We start from the raw sequence: 19,315 nt of genomic DNA, 5'->3' as shown, positions 1-19,315 counted from the left end.
TTAACAAAATAAACAATATATGAGGAATGATATGTACGAACTTGATGATTTGAATATGGACGAAGCTGTTTTAAAACAATATTCAGGAGAAGAAGAAAAAATTACAATTTCGGAAAAAATAGATAATAAGAAGATAGTTTCAGTTGGGGCATTTGCGTTTAGTGAGCATAGGGAAATTGTTGAAATAACACTGCCGGAGACAGTCGTTTCGATTGGTGCACATGCATTTTACAATTGCAGGAATCTTGCATCAATAACACTTTATGATACCGTTACGGATATTGGTGATGGTGCATTTAAAAACTGTTACAGGCTTCATGACATAAATATAATCGGAACAGGTCTGAACACCAAGTGTTTAAAAGGTGTTTTGTCGGAAGTAAATAATGAAGTTAAGGTGACTATACATTACGACGATGATGATGCCGTGCTGGTATTTCCATATTATCTTTATAATTATGAAGAAAATACGCCGGCAAGAATTGTTAATCAGATTACGGAAGGTTCAGGGATACAGTACAGGGAATGTGTCGACGGTACTGATGTTAATTATATGCAGTATGACAGATTATTTCAGGCAGGAATGTATATTGATGTTAAAGATGCATCGTATAAGATTGCATGTTACAGGTTGAAGTATCCATATAAATTATCTGAAGATGCAAAACGGCAGTATAAAGATTATCTTAATAAAAATATTATTGAGATAGTGAATGATATGGTGAAAAATGAAGATTATGACGGTTTAAACCTTATATTTTCCATGGAAATACTTGACCGTGAATCATGTATGTCATGTATAGATACTGCAAGAGAAAATTCTCATATGGAGGGGCTGGGGCAGCTTCTTGCATATCAGAAACAGCATTTTGCACCTTCTCACAGAAAGTTTGAATTTTGAATCCAATGCAAAATGATATTAAAAGTGATATATTGATATTATCAACAAACAAAGTGGCAACTTTATTATTATAGTTAAGGAAAGATAAGTGGAAGACAATATTAATACTAAGAACAAAGAAGAAAGAGATTGGGAAAAGACGGGAATAAAGGTTCTTGATATGGCAAAACAGGAACTTTTTCTTGGAATGCGTTATATGTTTCTTGCATTGAATATGCTTGGGTATAAGGCGGACAGGCGTATCAGGTTTGTGGCGACAGACGGCAGATTCCTTTATTATAATCCTGTTCTTCTTATAGAAAATTACAAAAAGAATCCGACAGATGTCAACAGGGCGTATTTACATATGATAATGCACTGTCTGTTCAGGCATATATATGACGCAGAAAAGTATAAAGACGAAGACGATATACAGCTTTGGAATCTGTCATGTGACATATGTGCAGAATATCTTGTTGATGGAATTGAATTAAGCTGTGTTATAAAGCCGGAGAATACAAAGCGGCAGCAGATATATAAGGAGATTCTTGCTAAAAGCCGTGTGCTTAGTGCAGCTAATATATTTTATATATTAAAGACGCAGATGAATAATCAGGCACAGATGTGGATTGCATCAGGGGAGTTTGAAGTTGACGACCATGCATATTGGCATGCAGACCAGAGCGATAAAGATAACACAAGCTCAGATGAAGATAATAATAAGCAGGAAGAAAAGTGGGAGAATGCTGCAAAGAAGATGCAGTCGGCAATGACATTTGATTCGGGCAGAGGAGATACAAAAGGCAATCTTTTAAAGATGCTCAAAGCAGTTAATCACAAGGAAATATCTTATCGTGATTTTTTGAGAAAATCTGCTGTGACAAGAGAAAGTATGCATGTGGATATGGATTCATTTGATTATGGATTTTATAATTACGGAATGACTGTGTATGGTAATATGCCTCTTATAGAAGAACTTGAATACAGGGAAGAGAGCAGGATTAAGGATTTTGTTATAGTGATAGATACATCAGGGTCATGTGCATTTACGCTTGTCCAGAAGTTTATTAATGAGACTTTGGGAATTCTTACAGAATCAGATTTGTTTTTTGAAAAAATAAGACTGCATATTATACAGTGTGATAATCAGGTTCAGGAAGATATTGTTATAAATGATTTGAAACAGGCAGAAAGTTTCAAGGATAATTTTGCTGTAAAAGGTTTTGGAGGAACAGATTTCCGGCCGGCATTTAATTATATAGAAAAATTAAGACAGATGGGAGAACTCAAAAGTCTTAAAGGTGTGCTTTATTTTACGGACGGATATGGAATTTATCCTGAACATAAGCCACCATATGATGTTGCATTTGTTTTTCCTGAAATGTATGATGCAGACAGAATTGTGCCGGGCTGGGCAATAAGAGTTGAATGGAAAGTTGAGGAATAACATGAATATTGAAAGAGCAAAGGAAGAAATAAAGAATACAGTAAAAGCATATCTTGCAAAAGATGAGGATGGGAATCCGCTTATTCCGTCTGTGCATCAAAGACCGGTACTGCTTATCGGGCCTCCGGGAATTGGTAAGACTGCAATAATGGATCAGGCAGCAAGAGAATGTGGTATATCACTTGCTGCATATACTATGACACATCACACGAGACAGAGTGCGATGGGTCTGCCTTTTATTGATAAAAAGGTATATGATGGAAATGAATATTCAGTTACATCATATACAATGAGTGAGATTATTGCATCTGTGCATGATAAGATTGAGAAGACAGGAATAAAAGAAGGTATTTTATTTATAGATGAGATAAATTGTGTATCTGAGACACTTGCACCTGTTATGCTTCAGTTTCTTCAGGCAAAGATGTTTGGAAATACGAAAGTTCCGGATGGATGGATAATTGTTGCAGCGGGGAATCCACCGGAATATAACCGTTCAGTCAGGGATTTTGACGTTGTTACACTTGACCGTGTCAAGTATATAGAAGTTACGCCGGATTATGATATTTGGAAGAATTATGCACGAAAAAAAGGCATACATGCAGCAGTTCTTTCTTATCTTGATGCAAGACAGGAGAACTTTTATAAGATAGAAACTACGGTTGAAGGCAAGCGTTTTGTCACAGCCAGAGGATGGGAAGATCTGTCTGATATAATAAAGGCATATGAAAAGCTTGGAATTTCTGTGGATGAGCAGGTGATTTCACAGTATCTTCAGGATGAAGATACTGCTATGGATTTTGCCAATTATCTTGCATTGTATTACAAATATGAAAAATCTTACAATGTCAAAGATATTCTTTTGGCAAATACAGCACAGAGTGTGTATACTCGTCTGGCAAAAGCACCATTTGATGAGAGAATAAGTGTAGTGAGTCTTGTCCTGGGAGCATTAAATGCTGAATTTAAAAAGTATTACAGAATGACAATGACGGCACAGAAACTTTTCGATGAATTAAAGTTTTTTCAGAAAAATGAAGCACTTGTATTTTCGGATGTTGTTAAAGATATGAGAAACACATATCTGCGTGATAAAGAAAAAGGCCTGTGGGATGAAGATGCACAGGCTGTTAATGCGGCTGTAATACGTGAAATTGGTGATTATGAACTGGCAGTAAAAAATGCAGGTGTCAGTGAACATACAGATGTGTTTACAATAATTTCATCAGAATTTATGAAACTTTCAGATAAACGTGAGGCATTATCACAACAGATTATGTTAGAATTAAACAATGCTTTTGATTTTGCCGAGAAAGCGTTTGGACATGGACCGGAGATGGTTCTGTTTGTGACTGAGCTGGCAGCAGGATTTTACAGTATATCATTTATACAGGAGAATGGTTGTGATAAATTTTATTATTACAATAAGAATATGTTAAGAGATAATGCAAGACAGCAGCTTTTGGACGAGATATAGGCAAAAATACATTGCTTCGGGAAAGGAAATGTTATGCTTGAGTTAAATGGAATAAGAAAAACTTATGTTACGGGGACGACATCGGTTGAAGCTCTTAAAGGGATAGATTTGAAGTTCCGTGACAGTGAATTTGTTTCAATATTGGGCCAATCAGGATGTGGAAAGACCACTCTTCTTAATATAATAGGAGGACTTGATAAGTACACAAGCGGTGATTTGAAGATTAATGGCAGATCGACAAAAGATTTTAAAGACAGGGATTGGGATGCATACAGAAATAATTCTATTGGATTCGTATTCCAAAGCTATAATCTTATTCCGCATCAGACAGTTTTGTCAAATGTTGAACTTGCACTTACATTGTCTGGTGTGTCAAAAGCCGAGAGAAGACAGCGTGCAACAGAAGCACTTGAAAAAGTAGGTCTCAAGGAGCAGATTCATAAGAAACCGAATCAGATGTCAGGTGGACAGATGCAGAGAGTTGCAATAGCGAGAGCACTTGTCAATGACCCGGATATACTTCTTGCAGATGAACCTACAGGAGCACTTGATACACAGACAAGTATCCAGATAATGGATTTGCTAAAAGAGATTTCAAAAGACAGGCTTATAATAATGGTAACGCACAATCCGGAACTTGCAACACAGTATTCAACAAGAATAATAAGACTTCTTGATGGAACAATAACGGATGACAGTAATCCATATAATGGTGAAGACGATAATATTGCAACGAAGACAGATGAGGATTCTTTAACTGATAAAAAGTCTGGTAAAACAAAGAAAAAGAAGACATCTATGTCATTTTTTACAGCGTTAAGCCTTAGTCTTAATAATCTTATGACAAAAAAGACAAGGACAATCCTTACTGCTTTTGCTGGAAGTATCGGAATTATAGGTATTGCACTTATCTTGTCAATATCCAATGGTATTCAGAATTATATTGACCGCGTGCAGAGAGATACACTTTCAAGTTATCCTATACAGCTTCAGAAAGAAAGTGTCGATGTCAGCAGCATGATTGAGAATATGATGGGTAATAAAGATAAAAATGTTGATCATGACAAGGATAAGATTTACAGTAATAACATTATGACTGATATGGTAAACAGTATGGTTGCTGAGGTAAACAGCAATAATCTTAAAGCATTTAAGTCATATCTTGAAAATCATAAGAGTGATGTTGATGGTTATATAAGTGATATACAATATAGTTATGATGTTCCGTTATACATTTATTCAACTGATACATCAGATGGTGTTACACAGCTTAATCCAAGTTCTGTTATGGAAAATATGTATGGAATGTCTGTATCAGGTGACGGCATGATGTCAGCGGGCATGCAGAATACAAGTGTATGGTCACGTCTTTTTGATAACAGACAGATGCTTGATGAACAGTATGATCTTATAGCCGGAAGCTGGGCAGATAATTACAACGAAGTTATGCTTGTGGTAGATGAAAATAATGAGATAGATGACTATACATTGTATTCACTTGGATTTAAGGATCCGGCCGAAGTAAAGAAAATTTTTAAGAATGTTATGGCTGGAAATTCATATGAGACAGAAGAAACACAGTATACATATGATGAAGTCCTTGACAAGAAGTTCAAACTTGTTCTTCCTACAGATTTGTACAGATATAATGACACATTTGGAATATGGGAAGATGCATCACATGATGATGAATATATGACAACAGTTGTGAATAATGCTGAAGAGGTTAAGATTGCAGGAATTATAAGAAAAAATCCTGACGCGGCAAGTGTTTCAGTAAGCAGTGGTGTTGCATATACAAAGGATTTAATGCCTCATATAATTGAAAAAGTAAATGAAACACAGATTGTAAAACAGCAGCTCGCAGACCCTGAAAAAGATGTATTTACAGGAATGTCATTTGATAATGATAAGACATCAATTTCAACACTTGAAAATAACAAATCATTACTTGGCATAGCAAGTGAAGACAACCCTTCAGAGATTGATATATATGCTAAAGATTTTGATTCAAAAGAAAAACTTCAGGATTTTATTAAGAATTATAATGACGAAGTAACAGCTGATGGAAGAGATGAGGATACAATAAATTATACTGATTATGTAGGAATCCTTATGTCATCTGTAAGTACTATTATTACAGCAATTTCTTCGGTTTTAATTGCATTTGTAGCGATTTCCCTTGTGGTTTCATCAATAATGATTGGAATTATAACATACATTTCAGTTCTAGAGAGAACAAAAGAAATTGGTGTTTTAAGAAGTATAGGTGCATCAAAGAAGGATGTATCAAGAGTATTTAATGCAGAAACTCTTATTGAAGGTTTTGTATCAGGGGCGATGGGTATAATAATAACATTGATTTTGTGTATACCGGCTAATGCTGTTATAAAAAATGTAACAGATATTTCTAATGTGGCACAGCTTCCTGTTGCAGGTGCAGTGATTCTTGTTATTATAAGCATGCTGCTTACAACAATAGCAGGACTTATTCCGGCTAAGATGGCGGCAAAGAAAGATCCGGTTGTTGCATTAAGAACAGAATAATATGATTTACAGGCTATTTACTTTCAAACTTTACTGTGTTAAAATATTAAATGGTTATTTAAAAAGGCTTTTGTGTTAAAGTCGCAGAAATGGGGTAGGTGTATGAACAGTAAATTAAAAACTCCGGCGGTTGAGCAGCTTTTCGAGGCTGTTCTCAGTCTTGAAAATAAGGATGAGTGTTTTGATTTCTTTGAAGATGTATGCACAATCAATGAATTACTCTCATTGGCTCAGAGATTTGAAGTTGCAAAGATGTTAAGGGAACATAAGACATATCTTGATATAGCAGAAAAGACAGGAGCATCAACTGCAACAATAAGCAGGGTAAATCGTTCACTTAATTATGGCAACGATGGATATGACCGAGTATTTAAAAGACTCAATATGCTGGAAGAAACAGAAGAATAAATGATAATTGTGTAAATAAAAATCCCGGATGATTGTATAAAATGATTTTCCATAATTTAGTATATGGACTCGTCACAATCATCCGGGATTTTATAATATAAAATTCTGATAAAAATATTTATTTCTTATTATCTTTTTCATTAGATTTATTGTCTTTGATATGCTTTGAAGAGTAATCATCAATAAGTGTTTCAATCATATTTTTTTTCATATAAACATCAAAACTTAAAAGTGATATAAGACTGAATAACTCAAGGAAATCACGCTGTTCTTCATCTTCAACATATTCAAATGACTTGCCGGCAATGCGTGCTTTTTCAAGTGTATCTCTTGAGAGAGCTGCGGCTTGTGATTTGCATAAGTTAAATACTTCTCTGTATATATCTTCCATATCAGGTGTTTTGTCTGTATCAAAACAATTTTCAGTAAGCGGATTAATAAGCTTTTGTATATCGCTTATTGAAAGAAGATTTTTCAGGTAGTAAATAAAAGCAAGAATATAAAGATGATCCCTTGAATACTTTTTTTTGACGGGAGGCGGAAGAAGATTGTTTTTTGTATAATTATTAATCATTGTCTTAGTAAGAATCTTGTCATCTTCATGGCGTTTACTGTCACTTAAATGTTCATCCATAAAAGTTGTAACCTGATCCATGTAAAGATTGATGCCGGGAACATCGCCCGGCTTTATATAATTAAGCTTTGTCATCTTGCGAAGCATTGATGATACAAGCTCTTTGTTATCGTTAGCCATAGTAACCCTCGTTTCTTCTTAAAGTTTATGTCTGTACTCTATTATATAGTATTAAAAACCATATGACAAGAGGCATATACATCCAAAAGTAAAAAATGTTATATAAAAATCTTATTGACAAAAAAATAAAACTGTATTATTGTACTATATGAGTAATACAATAATACAAAATAAGAGGTGATTATTTGGAATGGAACTTTGATGAGAATACACCTATTTATCTACAGATAATTGAACAGATAAAAAAGTGTATTGCAACTGGTGAACTTCAGGCAGATGAGAAACTTCCGGCTGTCAGGGAGCTGGCAGTAACAGCCGGAGTTAATCCGAATACAATGCAGAAAGCACTGTCACAGCTTGAAAATGAAGGTTATCTTTACTCAATAAGAACTTCCGGACGTTATGTGAGCAAACAGGCTGATAAGTCGCAGCAGCTTCAAAAAGAACTTACAAAACAATATGCGGACGCCTTTATTGAAAATATGAAAAGCCTTGGTTATGAAAAAGATGAAGTAGTAAAGATTCTTGCAGATTATATATCAGGCAGTAAATAAGATAACGAACAGGATGTTAAATCTTACAGGGAAATAAGGAGATTTTTATGGATGTATTAGTAGAATGTAAGGGACTTAAAAAAAGTTATGGAAAAATTCCGGTTATAAAAGAACTTGATTTGTCACTCGAAAGAGGAAGAATAATAGGAATTCTTGGACCGAATGGAAGTGGAAAGACAACTCTTATAAAAATACTTGCCGGTATTTTAAATAAAAATGATGGTGAAGTGACAATAAGCGGAAAGAGTATAGGAATTGAGACCAAAAAGATTGTTTCATACCTTCCGGAACGTACATATTTTTCACCAAATATGAGAGTAAAAGATACAATTAACTTTTTTGAGGATTTTTATGAAGATTTCAGAAGAGACAGGGCTGAACAGATGCTTGAAAGCCTTAATATTTCAAAGAATTCAAAAATTAAACAGCTTTCAAAAGGAACAAGGGAGAAAGTGCAGCTTGTTCTTGTTATGAGCAGGGAAGCAGAGGTGTATCTTTTAGATGAGCCTATGGGTGGCGTTGACCCGGCGGCAAGAGATTATATTTTAAAGACTATTCTTACAAATTATAACGAAAATGCAAGTGTTATTATTACAACGCATCTTATAAGTGATGTTGAGAAAGTTCTGGATGATGTTGTTTTTATAAAAAATGGAGAAATAGTTTTTCATAAGGATGTTGATGTTATCAGGGAAGAAAAAAATATGAGTATTGATTCGTTATTCAGGGAGGTATTCGCATGTTAGGTAAACTTATAAAATATGAGATGAAAAGTCAAGGGTTTATGTATGCCGGTATATATATTGTTGTTATGATTTTAAGTATTGTTACATTTGGTGCATATAAGATAAATACAGCTATGGGTGGCAATCCTGTGTTTTCAACAATTTACAGATTTGCTGTTGCAGGAGCTGTTATTGCACTTATTGTGATGTTTATTATTACACTTGTAATGTCAATATTAAGATACAGGAATAATCTTTTAAAGGATGAAGGTTATCTCATGCACACACTTCCTGTATCTGCAGCCAGCCTTCATTTTAGTAAAATGATTGCTTCAATAATATGGTTTGCTGCAGATTTCATTGTTTTGATGCTGTCAATAGGATTTATCACAGGTGATTTAAAATATTCATGGATAAAAAAACTTAAAATGTTCATGTCGGCAGAGACAGACGGAACTGCAACAGGGATGGTTATATCAGGTATAACAGGGACTGTTGTTGCAATTACAGTGTTATATATTATTATTTCGATAATTTCGGCATTGAGCACATTTTATGTATGCCTTGACCTGGGAAGCCTGTCATATTCAAGTAAAGGAATTATGGCTTTTGTGTGGTATATAATTCTTTATTTTGTCGGACAGATTCTTTCGCTTATAGGACTTGTAATTCTCTGTATTATTATGTATGGAGGTAATTTTATGGAGGTTATGCAGATGCCGCAGTCAGATGCCGCAACAATTGATTTTGTAAAGGGCACTTTTATAATGGCAGGCATAATATCTGTGATTTTAATAATAGTATATAATTTTATAAGTATTTATATTTTGGACAGAAAATTAAATCTTGAATAAATAGCGTGACAATTAAGTACATATATTATATAATTATCTCATAGCACGGCAAAATGCCGATGATAAAAAATATTTTTAGCAAAATCCATTGTGTAAATGTGGGGCTTTTGCAGAGGAGGATTTTATGGGTATTTTAACAAGATTTAAGGACATTATGGCATCTAATATCAATGCACTTCTTGATAAGTGTGAGGATCCTGAAAAGATGATTGATCAGTACATGAGAAATTTAGAGAGCGATCTTGGCAAGGTAAAGGCTGAAACTGCTTCTGTTATGGCAGAAGAGACAAGAGCAAAGAGAGAACTTGACGAGTGTACAGAGCAGATTAATAAGATGCAGTCATATGCTGAGAAGGCACTTACAGCAGGCAATGAAGCTGATGCAAGAAGTTTTCTTGAGAAGAAGCAGCAGCTTGTTACAACTCAGACAGCACTTCAGCAGGCATACAATGTGGCAGCAGATAATGCATCAAAGATGCGCCAGATGCATGATAAGCTTGTAAAAGATATTGATAATCTTGAGGCAAGAAGAGCAGCAATTAAAGCTACAGTTAAGGCCGCAAAAGCTCAAGAGAGAATTAATAAAGTTGGCACAAGCGTAACAGGTGCTAATAACAGCATGGAAGCATTTACAAGAATGGAAGCAAAGGCAAACAAGATGCTTGATGAGGCTAATGCAATGGCAGAACTCAATTCTTCACAGGAAGATACCAATATTGATAATCTTGCAGCAAAGTACGATGAAGCACCAAATAATGCTGCTGTTGATGATGAACTTGCAGCTTTAAAGGCTAAGATGGGCTTATAATTTTTATAAGTTAAAGGAGTAAAATAATGGGTTTATTTGGTAAACAGCTGGCCAACGTCGTTGAGTGGGAAGAGTACAGAGATGACATTATTTTTTGGAAATGGACTAACCGCGAGATTAAAAAGGGAAGCCGCTTAATCATAAGACCGGGTCAGGATGCCATTTTTATGTATAATGGCGTTATAGAAGGAATATTTAAAGAAGAAGGAAGTTTTGATATTGAATCAGATATCATACCATTCCTTTCTACATTAAAGGGATTTAAGTTTGGATTTAACAGTGGAATGAGAGCGGAAGTTCTTTTTGTAAATACTAAGGAATTCACAGTTAAATGGGGAACTAAGAATCCTATATCAATACCAACACAGTCAGCAGCAACACCGGGTGGTATGCCTATAAGAGCTTTCGGAACATTTACATTCAAGGTAGATGATTATGTAGCACTTATTGATAAGATTGCCGGTGTAAAGCAGATTTATAAAGTTGATGATGTTAAGGAACGTGTAGTTGCTGTTCTTGATCAGCTTCTTATGAAGTGGATAAGTAAAGAAGGCAAAGATATGTTCAATCTTCAGGCTAATGCATATGAGATAGCTAATGGTATTAAGGAAGACCTTGATATGCAGATTTGTAAGCTTGGTCTGACAATAACAGATTTCATGATTTCAAGCTTTTCATATCCTGAAGAGATTCAGAAGATGCAGACTAAAGCTGCTTCACAGTCTATGGTTGGTGATATGAATAAGTATTCACAGATGGCTATGGCTGATTCACTTGAAAAAGGTGGTGGACGTTCTAATATTGCGGGTGATATGATGAGCATGCAGATGGGAATGGCAATCGGTCAGCAGATGATGAATAATATGAATCAGGCTAATACAGCTTCTGGCATGCCTCAGGCGGGAACAGCACAGACAGGTAACGGACCAAAGTTCTGTCCTGAGTGCGGAACACCTGTAAATGGTGCCAAGTTCTGCCCGAACTGTGGTAAAAAACTTATCGGTTAATTTATATTAATTATAAAACTGCCGCGTTGCATAGGATGAACTCCGTGACTTCGTGGCAGTTATTTTGACTTTTAATATATGGAGAAGTAAGATGAATTTAGACGGTTTAAATGATATGCAAAAAAGAGCAGTCAAGAGAACTGAAGGACCGCTTCTTATAATAGCTGGTGCCGGAAGCGGCAAAACACGCGTGCTTACGCACAGGATTGCCTATCTTATTGAGGACTGCGATGTTGCACCATATAATATACTTGCAATTACATTTACAAATAAAGCTGCAGCTGAGATGAAAGAGCGTGTGGAAAAGATAACACCGCTCGGAAGCCAGGTGTGGGTAAGTACATTTCATTCGACATGTGTAAGAATTCTTAGAAGATACATAGACCGTCTGGGTTATGATACTAATTTTACAATATATGATACGGATGACCAGAAAAGTGTTATAAAAGAAGCGTGCAAAAAACTTAACATTGACACAAAAATGCTTAAAGAACGCACAATCATGAGTGCGATTTCAAGGGCAAAGGACGAGCTTGTCACTCCTGATGAGATGGAGATAAATGCAGGCAACGATTATAATGCAAAAAGAATCGCCGGTGTTTATCGTGAATACCAGAAAACGCTCAAAACGAATAATGCACTTGATTTTGATGATTTGATATTTAAAACTGTCGAGCTTTTTAAACAAAATGACGACATTTTGTTTGCATATCAGGAAAGATTCCGCTATATCATGGTGGATGAGTATCAGGATACAAATACAGTGCAGTTTAAATTTGTGAGTATGCTTGCCGGAAAATATGGAAATCTCTGTGTTGTCGGTGATGATGACCAGTCAATATATAAGTTCAGAGGTGCCAATATCCAGAATATTCTTAATTTTGAAAATACATTTGATTCTGCAAAAGTAATAAAGCTTGAGCAGAATTACCGTTCAACTAAGACTATTCTTGAAGCGGCAAACAGTGTTATTAAAAATAATCTTGGTAGAAAAGACAAGACGCTCTGGACAGCTAATAATGAAGGCGAAAAGATTAATTTCTGTCTTTATGAAGATGCATATAAAGAAGCGGAAGGCGTTGTAAATGGAATCTGTGCAAAGGTAAGAGATGGATGGAACTATAATGATATAGCTATCCTTTACAGAACAAATGCACAGTCAAGACTTCTCGAGGAACGTCTTATTGTAAGAAATGTTCCGTACAGGATATATGGTGGTGTTAATTTCTATCAGCGAAAAGAGATTAAGGATATACTTGCATATCTTAAAACAATTGATAATGGAATGGATGCACAGGCAGTACATCGTATTATTAATGTCCCAAAGCGTGGAATCGGTGCAACAACACTCGAACGTATACAGAATTTTGCAGATTATAACGGATGTACATTCTGGGATGCTTTGTGTAATGCTTCGCAGATTCCTGACATCGGACGCTCTCTTAATAAGATAGAAAATTTTGTGACACTTATTCTGGGATTTAAGGCAAAACAGGAATATATGTCAATACAGGAACTTACTGAGTCGGTTGTAAGAGACACAGGATATATAGAATATCTGTCTGAGAGTGAAACAAAAGAAGAAGTAGAAAACAGACAGGAAAATATTGATGAATTTATCAATAAAATTGTAAGTTACGAGGTGGGAGATGCACAAAATGATTTTGATGATTCAGTAAATAATACTTTGGAACCGACATCTGTTGCAGGTGGCAGAGAGGATGTTCAGGTTGCTGACAATGAACATTTTAAGCCTACATTGAGCGGATTTTTGTCTGAAGTTGCACTTATTGCTGATATTGATAATCTTGACCAGTCAGGCAATCAGGTGATGCTTATGACGCTCCACAGTGCAAAAGGTTTGGAATTTCCTATTGTATACATGACAGGACTTGAGGATGGACTTTTTCCGAGCTATATGACAATCGTATCCGATGACCCGACGGATGTAGAAGAAGAACGCCGTCTTTGTTATGTGGGAATTACGCGTGCACAGAAAGAACTGAACATAAGTAGTGCAAAACAGCGTATGGTTCATGGTGAAACACAGATGAATAAAGTATCACGTTTTGTCAATGAAATTCCAAAGGAACTTTTAAATATTGAAAATCAGGCAACAGGTTATAATAAGTCAAAGATTGCTTTTGGCGGTGAGACAGAGCCCGGAGAGTCATCGAAATTTAATTTCCGTGCGAGTGCAAAAGACGCATTAAGCAGATATGGAAGCGGCAATACAACTTCATATTCAAGCTATAATACAAACCGTGTGAGTATTTCGGGAAAAACAGGATATGCAAAACGAGGAAATGTTACAAATTACGGAAGTACATCAACAGGTTATAGTAGTGCGGGAAGAACTTTTACGGGTGTACAGCGTGATGCCGTAAAAAATGTTTCTTCTGCATCGACGAATAAAAAAGTAGGCTTTGGTAAAGAATTTCCTATGGATATATTCGATTTGAAAAAGTCAGGGAAAACTGTTTCAAACATATCAAAAAATGTTGATAATCCGAGTGCAAAAACGGGTGTTGGTGCACAACCACAAGGACAGACATCTTCAGGTCTTTCGTCACGACTTGGTTATAATGTGGGAGACATGGTCTCACATGTGAAATTCGGCAAAGGAAAAGTGCTTTCAATCGATGCGGCAACAAGAGACTACATGGTAACTGTGGAGTTTCAGGAGTATGGCATAAAAAAGATGCTTGCAGGCTTTGCACGATTAAAAAAACAGTAGTAAAATCGTTTTTTTTATGATACAATGATTTTATAAAAAATTGAAATGATGAAATTGAAGAAATAAATGAAAGGGGCATATATTATGAATAAAGATAAGATTGAAGAATTAATTGCAGCCAGCAAGCTTGGTGAACTTCTCCACAAGAAGGAAGAAGAGGAAGAAAAAAATAAGTGCTGTAAATGGGTGCTTATTGTTCTTGCAGTAATCGGTGCCGTAGCTGCTATAGCAGCAATTGCATATGGTGTATACAGATATTTTACACCAGATTATCTTGATGATTTTGATGATGATTATGATGACGATTTTGAAGATGATTTCGAGGATGACTTTGAAGAAGAAGATAAGTAATTATCATATTCAATTGGAAGTATAATGTTGCCACCGGTCGTGCGTCTGTTCGGCTGGTGGCATATTTTACGTATGAAGCGGATAAATTTTGTACCTGTAGAAGCTGAGAATGTTGGATTATGCAGGTCGTGAGAAAATAGAGATTAAAGCTGTCAGGCTTGGAAGGAGCATATGTGAGAAAAGGCGATATTTGTGAAGGATATGTAGAGAAAATTGATTTTCCTAATAAAGGGTATGTGTGGGTTGATGAGGATGGCATGAAGACAAGAGTTATAGTTAAAAATGCAGTGCCGGGACAGAAAGTAAGATTTGCAGTTAACAAAAAACGCAAAGACAAATGTGAAGGAAGACTGCTTGAAGTTCTCGAAAATTCACCTCTTGAAAAAAAGTGTTATGAAGAGGGAAAAGTCTGTAAATATTTTGGAAAATGTGGCGGTTGTGTATATCAGAGCATGGAGTATAGCGAGCAGTTAAAGATGAAAGAAAGTCAGGTGAAAAGCATACTTGACGAAGCTGTAAAAGGTGATTTTGAATTTGAAGGAATAATCGGAAGTCCCGTTAATGAAAGCTACCGTAATAAGATGGAATTTACTTTTGGCGATGAAGTAAAAGGCGGTGAACTTGCACTCGGACTTCATAAAAGAAACAGTACATATGATATTGTCACAGTAAACGGTTGTAAAATTGTGGATAACGATTTCAGCAGAATACTTGATTGTGTATGCAGCTATTTTAAAGAGAAAAATCTGCCATATTTTCATAAGATGACACATGAGGGATATTTAAGACATCTTCTTGTGAGAAAAGCAGTAAAAACAGGTCAGATTCTTGTTGATATAGTAACAACAACCCAGCTTGATTTTGATATGTCTGAAATCACTGAAAAATTACGAAATCTTCAGCTTGACGGAACATTTGTCGGGCTTTTGCATACTTATAACGACAGTATTGCTGATGTTGTAAAAAATGAGCGTACAGAGATACTTTTCGGACAGGATTATATTCAGGAAGAGCTGCTAGGACTTACATTTAATATTTCTGCATTTTCATTTTTCCAGACGAACTCGCTCGGGGCAGAAGTTCTTTATTCAAAGGCAAGGGAATATGTCGGAACGACAAAAGATAAGATTGTATTTGACCTTTACAGCGGTACAGGTACAATTGCCCAGATTCTTGCACCTGTGGCAAAGAAGGTAATCGGTGTGGAAATTGTTGCCGAGGCCGTCGATGCCGCCCGTGAAAATGCCAGACTTAACGGACTTTCAAATTGTGAATTCATCGCTGAAGATGTCTTAAAGGCTCTTGATAACATAAATGAACGTCCTGACTTAATCGTGCTTGACCCTCCGCGTGACGGAATCCACCCTAAGGCGTTAAAGAAAATTATCGACTATGGTGTTGACCACATGGTCTATATTTCATGTAAACCGACATCACTCGCTCGTGACCTAGAGATGCTGCAGGCCTACGGCTACGAGGTAGAGCGTGGGTGCTGTGTGGACATGTTTCCAGGAACGTATCATGTGGAGGTTGCCGTGTCGCTATGTCGCACAGATATCTAGAAATTCTTGATTTTACGCAGTTTTTCGACCATTTTGTATTTACACCAAATGCAGAAAATGTACTGGAAAAGGAGTTAAAAAGAGAAATTCCTGTGAGTGTCGGAATAGAACTGGTAGTGGTAGACATGTCAAGAAATAAAATTATATAAGATACAAGGAGGAGAGATAATTATGGAAAAAGAGATTGTAGATAGGCTTATTTTCAAGTCGGGTATGACTGCAAAAGATTATAAATTTGAACAGGAAATACCTAAAAGACCTAATCCTTTAAAACTTTCAAAATGGCTTTCAAAAGAAATAGAAGAGGTAGAAAAACAAATTGATTTGATTGAAGAGGAATTTGAAGTTAAATGCACATGTGAGAAAGGTTGCTCGGCATGCTGTAGACAGTTAATTGCATTATCTATGTCGGAATGTTTGGCAATAAAGCCTTACATAGAAAACCTTTCTAAAGATGAAAGAGAAAAGCTGAAAAGGAAAGTCTTAGAACAATGTCATATATTGGAGGAAAATAATATTACCAATAAAGTAATAAATACTACAAGAAAGGAAGAGGTTATTCAAGACAAGTATTTTAAATTAAAAATGCCGTGTGTTTTTTTAGATGAAGAAAATAGCTGTTCGATTTACAAAGTAAGACCATCGTTATGTTGGTCATATAGAAATTATGGTGATAAGGCGGATTGTGAAAAAGATTACGATGTAGAGTCCACTATAAAATATGGTGATTGGGAGCATAGGGTATTCGAGAGAATTTTAACGGCAAGACCACCTCGTAATGGATTGTATGTATTACCTTTTGCAATAAAAGAAATGATGGAATGGTAACTTGAATAGATAGTTTGCAGGTATATAAATTGCACTTTTGGCTATAAAAAGCTGAAAGTGCTTTTTTAATGCTTTTAAGAGTGAAAAGCCATGAAAATCGCCTGTATAGAGGAAAAAATATATAAAATTTTGAGAAGTAGTTACACGATATTTCTTGAAATGAAAAGCGAGATTGTAACCGCACCCACCTATATATACGGACAATCTGCATGACCTAGACAAGTCGCAAAAGGAGCGATTTACAAGTTCATACATATATGATACTTATGACATTATGGATTTATAATGATATGTGATTAAAAGGGGGAACTATTAGCATATCGATTGTTTGGATAATTTGCCTGATCCGGATTTTTATCTTCGTAGGGAAAGAATAAGACAGTTGTACACGGAGCTATATAAAGAGAAGAATATAATAAAGTTCAGAAATACAAAAATATCTGTTGAAAGAAAAGTTGTCGCATGATATTATAACCGTAAATACGGAATTGAAAAATGAAAATACGGATAGATGAAATGCTGATGGAGGGAAAGATGATTATCAGTGAAAGAATTTTTTATATGATGGAAAAGAAGAACATGACCCAGTTGGAACTTTCAAAAAGGACCGGGATTGCAACAAGTAATATTAGTGACTGGAAGAAGAAAAAGACAAATCCCAAAGCGGACTGCCTGTTGTCTATATGTGATGCATTGGAGATTACTCCCGAACAGCTTTTGACAGGAAATGGAATTGATCCTGAATATAAAGATGAACATGCAAATTATGAAGTAACCAGGTCGGATATTAAGATTTTAAAGCAGATTCACAGCCTTGGAGATGAGCAATATAAAAGACTCATGGCGTATATGAAAGCTTTGCAGAAGTTGGAACAGATGGAGAATATGGTGGAGGAATAGAGATGGCGAATAAAATAGTTAGGGAAATTATTCACGCAAAAGGAATTGATATTGGAATTTACACGAAAGATTTTGAAAATGAATATATTTCGTTGACAGATATTGCGAAATATAGAAATGATAATGATCCCAGATTTGTCATTCAGAACTGGATGCGAAACAGAAATACAGTTGAGTTTTTGGCTGTTTGGGAAGAACTTCATAATCCAGATTTTAACCGTATGCAATTCGAGGCGGTTAGAAGTGAGGCGGGATTAAACAGGTTTGTTATGACGCCAACCAAATGGATTGAACAGACCAATGCTATTGGAATAGTGTCAAAAGCAGGCAGATATGGCGGAGGAACTTATGCACATAGCGATATTGCAATGGCATTTGCTACATGGATTTCTCCGGAATTTCAACTGTATATTATGAAAGATTACCGCAGGTTAAAACAAGATGAAAACAGTCGCCTTTCATTGGACTGGAACTTGAACAGAGCTTTATCAAAGGTGAACTACCGTATTCACACGGATGCGGTGAAGGAAAATTTGATTCCACCAGAGCTGACACCGGAGCAGATTGCTTATACATATGCCAGTGAAGCAGATCTTTTAAATGTAGCTTTATTTGGTCAGACTGCCAAGCAATGGAAAAATAATAATCCGGGTAAAAAAGGGAATGTGCGTGATGACGCAAATTTAAATCAGTTGTTGGTATTGGCAAATATGGAGAGCTATAATGCAATTTTAATTGAGCAGGGGAAACCTCAATCGGAAAGACTTATATTGCTTAGAAATTTGGCAATCAGACAGATGGATACATTAGCCAGTATCAATTTATCAGTGGTTTCTGCACTTCCTGGAGGTGATACATAAATTGAAGAAAGAAAAAATCAAAGTATATTTATACACCCGTGTTTCCACAACCATGCAGATAGACGGCTATTCTTTGGATGCACAGAAAACAAAAATGAAAGCGTTCTGCGACTATAATGAATATGAAATTGCCGGTGAGTATGAGGATGCTGGAAAATCCGGCAAATCAATAGAGGGAAGAGTTTCATTTAATCAGATGATGGGGGATATTAAGTCAGGAAAAGATGGAGTATCTTATGTGCTTGTATTTAAACTTTCTAGATTTGGAAGAAATGCGGCAGAAATGCGGCAGATGTACTTGCAACATTACAAGTAATGCAGGATTTTGGAGTGAACCTGATTTGTGTAGAGGATGGAATAGATTCATCCAAAGATGCCGGAAAGCTTATGATATCTGTTCTGTCAGCAGTGGCAGAGATTGAACGTGAGAACATTCGTGTTCAGACAATGGAAAGAAGGATGCATAAAGTGTTGTTTAGCACATTAAATGATGCTTCATCTTTCACATTAAATAAAGTAAAAAAAGTATAGCTTTTAGATATATCTGCACATTGTTTGCAATGGATTATGCATATAAAAAATTCCCCATTCAAATAAAGTGAATGAGGAATTTCGT

The 19,315-nt window shown here is 35.7% G+C and carries 18 protein-coding genes and 1 pseudogene; 18 read left to right on the top strand and 1 reads right to left on the bottom strand.

Annotation, left to right across the window (positions count from 1 at the left end; genetic code table 11):
- The first annotated feature begins 31 nt into the window (after window positions 1-31).
- The 5 genes from H8S01_RS13045 (at window position 32) to H8S01_RS13025 (ending at window position 6,759) form a co-directional block, all read left to right on the top strand.
- Window positions 32-901 (top strand): leucine-rich repeat domain-containing protein, encoded by an 870-nt coding sequence (locus H8S01_RS13045; protein ID WP_186837466.1) that lies wholly within the window; start codon window positions 32-34, stop codon window positions 899-901.
- An 88-nt stretch (window positions 902-989) separates the two neighbouring features.
- Window positions 990-2,327, top strand: a complete 1,338-nt coding sequence (locus tag H8S01_RS13040; protein ID WP_186837465.1) for a VWA-like domain-containing protein — start codon at window positions 990-992, stop codon at window positions 2,325-2,327.
- 1 nt (window position 2,328) lies between these two features.
- Window positions 2,329-3,804, top strand: coding sequence for an ATP-binding protein (locus H8S01_RS13035; RefSeq protein ID WP_021866656.1), 1,476 nt, complete (start codon window positions 2,329-2,331; stop codon window positions 3,802-3,804).
- A gap of 33 nt (window positions 3,805-3,837) precedes the next feature.
- Entirely contained in the window at window positions 3,838-6,351 is a 2,514-nt protein-coding gene (locus H8S01_RS13030) for an ABC transporter ATP-binding protein/permease (protein ID WP_186837464.1), read from the top strand.
- 102 nt (window positions 6,352-6,453) lie between these two features.
- Window positions 6,454-6,759, top strand: a complete 306-nt coding sequence (locus H8S01_RS13025) for a YerC/YecD family TrpR-related protein (RefSeq protein ID WP_186837463.1) — start codon at window positions 6,454-6,456, stop codon at window positions 6,757-6,759.
- A gap of 118 nt (window positions 6,760-6,877) precedes the next feature.
- Here the strand turns inward: H8S01_RS13025 and H8S01_RS13020 are convergent, their stop codons facing one another.
- Window positions 6,878-7,513, bottom strand: coding sequence for a DUF1836 domain-containing protein (locus tag H8S01_RS13020; protein WP_021866659.1), 636 nt, complete (start codon window positions 7,511-7,513; stop codon window positions 6,878-6,880).
- Between the two features lie 185 nt (window positions 7,514-7,698).
- Here H8S01_RS13020 and H8S01_RS13015 point away from each other — a divergent pair, with 185 nt between their 5' ends.
- From H8S01_RS13015 to H8S01_RS12955, 13 genes and pseudogenes are all read left to right on the top strand, one after another.
- Window positions 7,699-8,067: a GntR family transcriptional regulator gene (locus tag H8S01_RS13015; RefSeq protein WP_186837462.1), complete on the top strand. Its 369-nt coding sequence runs from the start codon at window positions 7,699-7,701 to the stop codon at window positions 8,065-8,067.
- A gap of 47 nt (window positions 8,068-8,114) precedes the next feature.
- Entirely contained in the window at window positions 8,115-8,813 is a 699-nt protein-coding gene (locus H8S01_RS13010) for an ABC transporter ATP-binding protein (protein ID WP_021866661.1), read from the top strand.
- Window positions 8,807-9,646 carry a hypothetical protein gene (locus H8S01_RS13005; RefSeq protein WP_021866662.1) on the top strand — a complete coding sequence of 280 codons (840 nt, stop codon included), beginning with the start codon at window positions 8,807-8,809 and terminating at the stop codon, window positions 9,644-9,646. The genes H8S01_RS13010 and H8S01_RS13005 overlap by 7 nt, the downstream gene beginning before the upstream one ends.
- A 124-nt stretch (window positions 9,647-9,770) precedes the next feature.
- Window positions 9,771-10,454 (top strand): PspA/IM30 family protein, encoded by a 684-nt coding sequence (locus tag H8S01_RS13000; protein WP_021866663.1) that lies wholly within the window; start codon window positions 9,771-9,773, stop codon window positions 10,452-10,454.
- Window positions 10,455-10,480: 26 nt separating this feature from the next.
- Window positions 10,481-11,461, top strand: a complete 981-nt coding sequence (locus H8S01_RS12995) for an SPFH domain-containing protein (RefSeq protein WP_186837461.1) — start codon at window positions 10,481-10,483, stop codon at window positions 11,459-11,461.
- A 91-nt stretch (window positions 11,462-11,552) separates the two neighbouring features.
- Window positions 11,553-14,198: an ATP-dependent helicase gene (locus H8S01_RS12990; protein ID WP_186837460.1), complete on the top strand. Its 2,646-nt coding sequence runs from the start codon at window positions 11,553-11,555 to the stop codon at window positions 14,196-14,198.
- Window positions 14,199-14,282: 84 nt separating this feature from the next.
- Window positions 14,283-14,549 (top strand): DUF4366 domain-containing protein, encoded by a 267-nt coding sequence (locus H8S01_RS12985; RefSeq protein ID WP_243204398.1) that lies wholly within the window; start codon window positions 14,283-14,285, stop codon window positions 14,547-14,549.
- A 173-nt stretch (window positions 14,550-14,722) separates the two neighbouring features.
- Window positions 14,723-16,111, top strand: a complete 1,389-nt coding sequence (gene rlmD, locus H8S01_RS12980) for a 23S rRNA (uracil(1939)-C(5))-methyltransferase RlmD (protein WP_186837458.1) — start codon at window positions 14,723-14,725, stop codon at window positions 16,109-16,111.
- On the top strand, window positions 16,093-16,260 hold the full coding sequence (locus H8S01_RS12975) for a hypothetical protein (protein WP_186837457.1): 168 nt from the start codon (window positions 16,093-16,095) through the stop codon (window positions 16,258-16,260). The genes rlmD and H8S01_RS12975 overlap by 19 nt, the downstream gene beginning before the upstream one ends.
- 22 nt (window positions 16,261-16,282) lie before the next feature.
- On the top strand, window positions 16,283-16,939 hold the full coding sequence (locus H8S01_RS12970) for a YkgJ family cysteine cluster protein (protein ID WP_186837456.1): 657 nt from the start codon (window positions 16,283-16,285) through the stop codon (window positions 16,937-16,939).
- A gap of 534 nt (window positions 16,940-17,473) precedes the next feature.
- Window positions 17,474-17,839 carry a helix-turn-helix domain-containing protein gene (locus H8S01_RS12965; RefSeq protein ID WP_186837455.1) on the top strand — a complete coding sequence of 122 codons (366 nt, stop codon included), beginning with the start codon at window positions 17,474-17,476 and terminating at the stop codon, window positions 17,837-17,839.
- 2 nt (window positions 17,840-17,841) lie between these two features.
- Complete coding sequence (locus tag H8S01_RS12960) at window positions 17,842-18,699, top strand: KilA-N domain-containing protein (protein ID WP_186837454.1); 858 nt, start codon at window positions 17,842-17,844, stop codon at window positions 18,697-18,699.
- Window position 18,700: 1 nt separating this feature from the next.
- Window positions 18,701-19,167 (top strand): annotated as a pseudogene (locus tag H8S01_RS12955) (recombinase family protein); the annotation flags it as partial.
- Window positions 19,168-19,315: the final 148 nt, after the last annotated feature.

The sequence above is a fragment of the Lachnospira hominis (ex Liu et al. 2021) genome (assembly GCF_014287955.1).
GTDB lineage: Bacteria > Bacillota > Clostridia > Lachnospirales > Lachnospiraceae > Lachnospira > Lachnospira hominis.
This window is presented reverse-complemented; position numbering and strand designations above follow the sequence as displayed.